This is a genomic window from Hoeflea sp. (assembly GCF_984452065.1).
On sequence record NZ_CFHWAF010000167.1, the window covers coordinates 1 to 8,572 of the forward strand.

Here is an 8,572-nt window from a genome sequence, read left to right on the forward strand (position 1 = left end):
TCCGGCCCGATCGTTTCATCGAGATAGTCCTTCAGCCCGCCCGGAAAATGGAAGACGGCCTTCGCCGGGGTTTCGTCCTTTTCTCCAAGCAGTGACGGGTCGCATGTCCAGCGGATTTCCACGCCGCGGAACAGATAAGCCTTGGACCTGGCCATCTTGAACAGGCGTGCCGGCTCGAATGCCGCCGATTTGCCGAAGATGTCCGCGTCCGGGTGGAACCGGACTCTGGTGCCGCGCCGGTTGTGGACCTCGCCGAGATCCTCAAGTTTGGTTTTGGGAAGCCCCCGCGAAAATGTCTGTCGGTACAGGCGGCGGTTACGCGCCACCTCGACCTCCAGATGATCGGAGAGGGCGTTGACGACCGAAACGCCGACGCCGTGCAGGCCGCCGGAGGTCTCGTAAACCTTGGAGTCGAATTTTCCGCCGGCATGCAGGGTCGTCATGATGACCTCCAGCGCCGACTTCTTCTTGAATTTGGGGTGCGGATCGACCGGGATGCCCCGGCCATTGTCCGAAACGCTCAGAAAGCCTTCGGCGTCGAGTTCCACCTCGATAACCTTGGCATGGCCTGCAACGGCCTCGTCCATCGCGTTGTCGATGACTTCGGCAAACAGATGATGGAGCGCCCCGACATCCGTTCCGCCAATATACATTCCCGGCCTGCGGCGGACGGGTTCAAGTCCTTCAAGGACTTCGATATCCGAAGCGGAATAGCCTGCCTCGGATTCGTCCTTTGCCGCGGACTTTCGCCTGGCGCTGCGCTGAGATTTGGCGGACGATGCCGGGGCCCGGTCGTCCTGTTCCTGCGGCGCGGCCGAGCTGTTGGATGTCAGGTCGGAAAAAAGGTCGGTCTTGTCTTCCATCAAGCGGGTTTTTCCCAATTGATTCGCATCTCCGGGAGTCTGCCAGAGTACAGCGCGCTTTGCGAGACTGCGTCAGCCTTTGACGGCTATTAAATACCCTAAAAGCGGCTATTTACGGCCATTTGTTAAAAGAAAGACGCCCCGGGCGGCGTTTCCGGCCGGGGCGTTCCTGTCTGGATGGCTTATGTTTTTTCAAACGGCCTCAGGACCGGCTGGAGATCGGGACGTAGTCCCGGCTTGTCTCGCCTGTATAAAGCTGGCGGGGACGGCCGATTTTCTGGTGCGGATCCTCGATCATTTCCTTCCATTGGGCAATCCAGCCGACCGTGCGCGCGAGCGCAAACAGCACGGTGAACATGGTCGTCGGGAAGCCGAGCGCCTTCAGCGTAATGCCGGAGTAGAAATCGATGTTCGGATAGAGCTTCTTTTCGATGAAGTAGTCGTCGGTCAGCGCGATGCGCTCCAGTTCGATGGCCACATCCAGAAGCGGATCGTCCTTGATGCCGAGTTCGGCGAGAACCTCATGGGTTGTTTTCTGCATGATCTTGGCGCGCGGATCGTAGTTCTTGTAGACGCGGTGTCCAAAACCCATCAGGCGGAACGGATCGTCCCGGTCCTTGGCACGGGCGATGTATTCGGGAATGTGATCCACGGATCCGATCTCGGCCAGCATGTTGAGCGCAGCCTCGTTGGCCCCGCCATGGGCCGGCCCCCATAGACAGGCAATGCCGGCGGCGATGCAGGCAAAGGGGTTGGCGCCCGATGAGCCGGCAAGGCGTACGGTCGATGTCGACGCGTTTTGCTCGTGATCGGCATGCAGGATGAAGATGCGGTCCATGGCGCGGGCGAGAACCGGGTTGACCTGATAGTCCTCACACGGAACGGCAAAGCACATGTTCAGGAAGTTTGCCGCATAGTCCAGATCGTTCTTGGGATAAATGAAAGGCTGGCCGATGTGATATTTGTAGGCCATGGCGGCAATGGTCGGCATTTTTGCGATCATGCGCAGACTGGCCACCATACGCTGATGGGGATCCGTGATATCAGTGGAATCGTGATAGAAGGCGGACAGCGCGCCGACAACGCCGCACATGATGGCCATGGGATGCGCGTCGCGGCGGAAGCCGGTGAAGAACCGCGACATCTGCTCATGGATCATGGTGTGCCGCGTCACGCGGTAATCGAAGTCGGCCTTTTGCGCCTTGTTGGGAAGCTCACCGTACAAAAGCAGATAGCACACTTCCAGGAAGTCGCCATGCTCGGCAAGCTGGTCGATCGGGTAGCCGCGATGAAGAAGAACACCCTGATCGCCATCGATATAAGTGATCTTGGATTCACACGATGCGGTGGAGGTAAAGCCCGGGTCGTAGGTGAAAGCTCCCGTGTCTTTGTACAGGCTGGCGATGTCGACAACATGTGGACCAACCGATCCGCCGCGCACCTGCAATTCGATGTCATTGCCATCGACAGAGAGCTTTGCCTTCGATTCTGTCATGTTGGTCCCCTTTTTACTTCATTCAGAATGTGACCCGAGAGGTCCCCAAACGCCAGACCGGATTGGGTGTGCGCAGTTGCTAGCCGATTTCGCACGCGCTGCCAAGCTCTGGCCAGTTGTAATTGTGCGATGCAACGTTGCTGAAAAAGCGAACAATACCAATGTTCAGGCCGATTTGGCTGCGCCGCCGCGAACGATGCACCCGGCGTGTGCACCGGGCGTTACAGGACAGTTTCCACGGTACCCGTGTCTGTCATCCATCGACCTTTGAAACCGAAACAAACCGCCTGTGGAACGGTAAATACCGCACTGCACAGTGAATTTCCAGAGGCCGGTCTTTATCGGGTCAATTGGTCGGAGATACGGCCGAGGGCTTCGTCCCTGCCGAGGACGGCAATGACATCGAAGACACCGGGTGAGGTCGTTCGCCCGGTAAGCGCGGCGCGCAGCGGTTGCGCCACTTTTCCAAGCTTCAGCTCCTGAGCGTCGGCATAGTCGCGGATAATCGATTCAAGCGTTTCCAATTGCCAGTCGCCGACCGCCTCAAGCAGCGGCAGCAGTGCGCGCAAGGTGTCGCGGCCACCTTCGGCGAGGATCCGTTCGGCCTTGTCTTCGTTCTCCAGAGGTCTGTCGGCAAAGAGAAAGCGCGCGCCGTCCGCGAGGTCCAGCAGCGTGCGGCCCCGCTCTTTCAGGCCCGGCATTGATTTTCGAAGCCGTTCGATTTTTTCCGGCGACATGCGTGTTTCGAAATACTCACCGCCTTTCATATGCGGAATGAACTCGAGCAGCGCCTGTGTCAGGGTGCCATCATCACCGTTGCGGATATAGTGCCCGTTTATCGCTTCCAGTTTCCTGACGTCGAAACGGGCGGCCCCCTTGTTTACATCAGCAATGTCGAACCATTCGATCATTTGTTGCATCGAAATGATCTCATCGTCTCCATGACTCCATCCCAGACGAACGAGATAGTTGCACAATGCCTCGGGCAGATAACCCATGGCGCGGTAGGCCTCCGCACCAAGGGCGCCGTGCCGCTTTGAAAGCTTGCCGCCGTCGGGACCGTGGATCAGGGGAATGTGCGCCATGGTCGGAACCGGCCAACCCATGGCCTCGTAGATCACGGTCTGGCGGGCGGCGTTGGTGAGGTGGTCATCGCCGCGTATGATGTCGGTCACGCCCATGTCGTGGTCGTCGACAACGACCGCAAGCATGTAGGTCGGATTGCCGTCGGAGCGCAGGATGATGAAATCGTCGAGATCACCGTTGGGAAAGGACACGTCGCCCTGCACACGGTCGGCGACGACGGTGGCGCCCTCCTGTGGTGCCTTGATGCGGATCGCCGGTTTGACGCCCGCCGGCGCTTGCGAGGGGTCCCGGTCGCGCCAGCGTCCGTCGTAGCGCGGAGGACGGCCTTCGGCACGGGCCTTCTCACGCATTGCCGCAAGCTCTTCAGGTGTCGCATAGCAGTGATAGGCCTTGCCTGACCTGACCAGTTCCTCGGCGATCTGGCGATGCCTGTCGACGCGCGCATATTGTGAAATCGGTTCTCCATCCCATGACAGTCCCAACCATTTCAGGCCGTTCAATATCGCTTCGACGGCCTCGTCCGAATGGCGGCTGCGGTCCGTGTCTTCAATACGCAGCAACATCTTGCCACCGCGGTTTTTTGCATAAAGCCAGTTGAACAGGGCGGTTCGCGCGCCGCCGATATGAAGAAAGCCGGTTGGGGAGGGCGCAAAACGCGTTATGACGTCCGCGGACATGGCGTTTCCTTGAATTTTATTGGCTGCCTGGAACTTGGCGCGTCATGTAACACACAAGCGGCAGAGTGCAAGGTCCTCAGGCGGCTTTGCGGTTGCGCCGGCGGCATGTAGGATCATGCGTCAGTCACAGGGCTATCGGCATCTCCATGGACAGTTCAGATCGGGTCAAAGACCGGGTGCGCAGCGGCGGCGGGCAGGCCGGTTCAGCAGCTTCGGCTCAAGAGGCCGCTTGCGCCCCGGCGGACGCGCCCGCGTTTGCCCGTCGGCGTCCATCAGGGCGCAGCCTCATTGACCTGTTGCGCGAGGAAACCGGTCCGGGCCAGGCGATGCTCTGGCTTCCGGTTTTCATGGCCTGCGGTGCGGCAATCTGGTTTGTCCTTCCCGAAAGGCCGCCGGCGGCAACGGTTGCGGTCGCCTGTTTGATTTTTCTTGTCGTTCTTTTTGTTTCGGAACGCGAATGGCTGCGAAAAGGCAGTCTGCTGGCAAGCGGCCTTCTTGTGGCCATGCTCGCGGCCGATTTCCAAACCGGGCGTCTGAACACGGTTCTGCTGGACGGCGAGGTGACAACACATATCGAGGGGACCGTCATTGCCCGCGAGGCCGACCACGCCGGGCGATGGCGTTACACGATGGAGGTCGAGCGCACATTCGATCCGCAACTGCGCCGTCCGCCGAACACGGCGCGCCTGGTTGCGCGCGCCGGGCATGAGCCGGTGGAGATCGGCGACTTCGTTTCCGGGCTGGTCCGCCTGCGCTCGCCTTCGGGTCCGGCTTTGCCGGGCGGCTTCGATTTTGCCTATAACTCATATTTCAACGGGATCGGCGCAAACGGGTTTTTCCTCGGCAAGCCGCGGAAAGGCGAGGGGCGTGCCGCACACGACCGCAACTGGATGGAGCATGCCGGCTTGACACTCCAGCGCTTGCGTCAGCACATCAGCCAGCGGGTCAAGGATGTGTTGCCGGGAGAGGCGGGTGGTTTTGCCGCGGCCCTGACGGTGGCCGACCGCCGCTCGATGGACCCCGATACGGTCGATGCGCTGCGCCAGAGCGGACTTGCACATGTATTGGCCATATCCGGACTGCACATGGCGCTGGTGGCCGGAACCTTTTTTCTTCTCGTGCGCGCGTGTTTCAGCGTCTTTCCTTCCCTCGTTCAGGCGGTTCCCACGAAGAAACTGGCGGCGGCCGGCGCACTGGTGATCGCCACGCTGTACCTTTCCATATCCGGGGCGAGCGTTTCGACGCAGCGGGCATGGATCATGCTTGTGATCATGCTGGTTGCCGTGCTTGCCGACCGGCAGGCGCTGACGATGCGCAATGTCGCCATTGCCGCGATCATCATCATACTCATCAGCCCGTCCGCGGTTGTCGGGCCGGGCTTCCAGATGTCCTTTGCCGCGACAGCAGCCCTTATTGCGACCTATGCCCTTTGGAACAGGCCACGCCCGGTATCATACCAGGACGGAACGTCGTGGATCGGCACCCCGATGCGCATCTCGCTTCTCTTTTTCCTCGGGCTGGCGGTGACCTCGCTCGTTGCGGGTCTCGCAACGGCGCCATTTGCCATTCATCATTTTCACCGTATCGCGGCTTACGGTCTGCTCGCCAACCTGGCGGCGATGCCGGTCGTCACCTTTGTCGTTATGCCGGCCGGTATGATTGCTCTTCTGCTCATGCCGCTGGGCCTTGAGAAATGGCCGCTGAAGGTTATGGGCGTAGGCCTCGATGCGGTGATTGCGATCGCCCGCTATGTCCGCGAACTCGGCGGCGCGGTTGTCGTCGGCCAGGTCAGCCCGCTGGTAACGTTGCTTGCAACCGCCGGCCTGCTGATCTTCGTGCTCAGCCGAACACGCTTTCGGATTGCGGGGATCGGGCTGGTTATATTCGCCGCCCTTGCCTTGGCGATGCCTTCAGGCCGGCCGGATATCGTGATTTCGGAAGACGGGAGGCTGGCGGCATTCGTCAATGAAGGCACACTTGCGACCAATCGCAAGCGGCCGCCACGGTTCACATTCGAGCAATGGCAGACGGCATTCAAAAAGCCGCGGCATGATCCCCCGATGGTCGTCGCGGAAGACATCGGCAATCTCGGTGCGGCCCTGGCGCTTTCGGCCGGCACACCTGACAGTTTTCTGTGTGTCGCCAAGAAGTTCTGCGTCGGCACAAGCTCCAGCGGCGCGACGCTCGCGCTTGTTGAGGAGCTTTCCTATCTCGGCGCCGCCTGTGACGGAGCCGACATCGTCGTTACCCCAGTGCCGATTGCGATGGAACGGTGTTATTCCGGAGCTCTGCTGATCACCGGCCGCATGCTGCGCCAAAGCGGCGCCCTGACCATCTCCTTGGATACAGGAGACGCTCCACCAACTGTCCGCCCGGCAGTCGACAGTGTCCGGCGGGCCTGGACCCGTCATCGCGCCTATAATTGGCGCACCGACACGTTCCGGCAGGTCACGCCGTCCTGGGAGCGACCCTGAGGGTTGGCCTGGATGGAGCCTTGCCAAAGCCGTTAGTGGTAGCGTCTGATCAGCCCGACCAGCTTGCCTTGAATCTTGACCTGATCGGGGCCGAAAATCCGGGTTTCATAGGCCGGATTGGCAGCCTCCAGCGCAATCGAGGCGCCTTTTCTGCGAAACCGCTTCAAGGTCGCTTCCTCGTCATCCACCAGCGCGACGACGATTTCGCCCGGATTGGCGGTCGAGGCGTTCCTAATCACCACCGTGTCGCCGTCAAAAATGCCGGCGTCGATCATCGAATCGCCCTTTACTTCGAGCGCATAGTGTTCCCCGCCCGACAGCATTTCGGGCGGGACGCTGATATTGTGGGTATTGTTCTGGATGGCTGATATCGGCACACCTGCTGCGATCCGTCCCATAACCGGCACGCTCACCGCGGGCTCCGTATCGTTGTTGCCCTGAACGGGAAGCGGCGTGGGCTCCGGCGCGGATTTGCCCAGACTGCCCTCGATCACGCTTGGCGAGAAGCCTTTGCGCTGTTGACCGGCCGGAATCATCGTGTCGGGCAGGCGAAGCACTTCAAGGGCACGGGCGCGGTTCGGCAGCCTTCGTATGAACCCGCGTTCCTCCAAAGCCGTGATCAGGCGATGGATGCCCGATTTCGAGGCAAGATCAAGCGCTTCCTTCATCTCGTCGAAGGATGGCGGAATGCCGGACTCCTTCATGCGCTCATGAATATAAAGCAGCAGCTCGTGTTGTTTGCGTGTCAGCATCGCTGGCTCCCGAGTCGGAGAAACAAATACGGAACATACACTATATGTTCCATTTGTGTTCTTCAAGTGTTTATATTTCGTTAAGTGTGAGCGCGGCGTTGTCGGAGTGCGGTTGCCGCACGTTCAAGCGGACGCGCCTCTTTGCCGCCGGCGGGTTATCCGGTGCCATGCGATGGGAATCGCCGAGGTCGACAGGATACCGGCGATCTTTCTGCGGCGCCACAGTCTTATTCGCGCGTCGCTTATGTCCATCTCGAGGGAAAACGGCGTTATGCGGGGCCTTGCTCCGGTCGGATGCGACACGGTTTTGACCGGTCGGTAGACACCGTATGACAGGCGGCGACCGGCGGGTCGGCCGGGTATTGCGCGAAGGGTGAGGCCCTTTGGCATGTCGGCAAGGGCGAGCACATCCCGGAGGGTTTTGCGCGGCTCGATGACGAACTCGAACCGATCGCTTTTTCTGTAGTTGCCGGACGCGGCGACCTGGGGCAGGGCCTTGATGTCGCCGTTCAGATATTGCTGGAGCTCGTTCCCCGCAAGGTCGGCGGCGGCCCGGGCGATCTCGTAAATCCAGACGTGGAAATGCGTGTGTGGCGTGAAGGGTATGCGGCGCCGGGCGATGACCGGGCCGGTATCGATGCCTTTGTCCAGTTGATGGATTGTGATGCCGCCGTAGCGATCCGCTTCGCCATCGACAAGAAGGCTGAGCGTCGGTTGCGGCCCCTTATAGTGGGGCAGGAGCGCCGGATGCACGTTGACGGCTCGATCCCCGAACAGTTCGAGGATCCTGGCAGGGATGATGCGATGGGTCATCAAGGTGATCAGCGTATCGGCCTTATCGTCCGATCCTAGTGATTCGGCCCGTTGTCCGCTGAAATAGCTGTCCGCCTCGATGATCGGGATCCTGTGTCTTCTGACCTGCGCCTCAAGCGCCGGGATTGCTGCGGCGTAAAGATCGAGTTTCCGGGAGAGGCTCGATGCCGGGAATTTCCGGTCGGCAGTGACGAACGCGGCAACGGAATTGCCGGCTTTCAGCCATGCGTCGACAAATGCCGAACTGACAAGCCCGTTCTCAATGATGAAAACCGCCCGATTGCGGCGTGAAACCTCAGTCAACGATCCCTCCCGGTGTGCCATTGGGCACGGAAATGTCTGTCAGGACAAGCAGCCACGTGTTTTTGTCTGACCGGCTCCGTCCCGTTAAAATTGTGGAAACCTGCGCCAT

Annotated in this window: 6 protein-coding genes; 1 reads left to right on the top strand and 5 read right to left on the bottom strand. The window is 60.2% G+C overall.

Annotated elements, in window-relative coordinates; all coding sequences use genetic code 11:
- The 3 genes from AC5E6N_RS21550 to gltX all read right to left on the bottom strand — a co-directional run.
- The coding region (locus AC5E6N_RS21550) for an ATP-binding protein (RefSeq protein ID WP_491749740.1) at window positions 1–863 on the bottom strand (863 nt) is incomplete at its 3' end.
- A 202-nt stretch (window positions 864–1,065) separates the two neighbouring features.
- Window positions 1,066–2,358 carry a citrate synthase gene (gene gltA, locus AC5E6N_RS21555; RefSeq protein WP_491749741.1) on the bottom strand — a complete coding sequence of 431 codons (1,293 nt, stop codon included), beginning with the start codon at window positions 2,356–2,358 and terminating at the stop codon, window positions 1,066–1,068.
- A gap of 338 nt (window positions 2,359–2,696) precedes the next feature.
- The gene (gene gltX / locus AC5E6N_RS21560) at window positions 2,697–4,121 is read right to left on the bottom strand and encodes a glutamate--tRNA ligase (protein WP_491749742.1); all 1,425 of its coding nucleotides are present in this window, start codon (window positions 4,119–4,121) and stop codon (window positions 2,697–2,699) included.
- Window positions 4,122–4,267: 146 nt separating this feature from the next.
- Between gltX and AC5E6N_RS21565 the strand changes: the two genes are divergently transcribed.
- Entirely contained in the window at window positions 4,268–6,595 is a 2,328-nt protein-coding gene (locus tag AC5E6N_RS21565; RefSeq protein WP_491749743.1) for a ComEC/Rec2 family competence protein, read from the top strand.
- A gap of 32 nt (window positions 6,596–6,627) precedes the next feature.
- On the opposite strand, the gene lexA is transcribed toward AC5E6N_RS21565, so the two are convergent.
- Together lexA and AC5E6N_RS21575 are read right to left on the bottom strand one after the other, a co-directional pair.
- The gene (gene lexA / locus AC5E6N_RS21570) at window positions 6,628–7,347 is read right to left on the bottom strand and encodes a transcriptional repressor LexA (protein ID WP_491688494.1); all 720 of its coding nucleotides are present in this window, start codon (window positions 7,345–7,347) and stop codon (window positions 6,628–6,630) included.
- Window positions 7,348–7,470: 123 nt separating this feature from the next.
- Window positions 7,471–8,463 carry a formyltransferase family protein gene (locus tag AC5E6N_RS21575; protein WP_491749744.1) on the bottom strand — a complete coding sequence of 331 codons (993 nt, stop codon included), beginning with the start codon at window positions 8,461–8,463 and terminating at the stop codon, window positions 7,471–7,473.
- Window positions 8,464–8,572 lie beyond the last annotated feature (109 nt).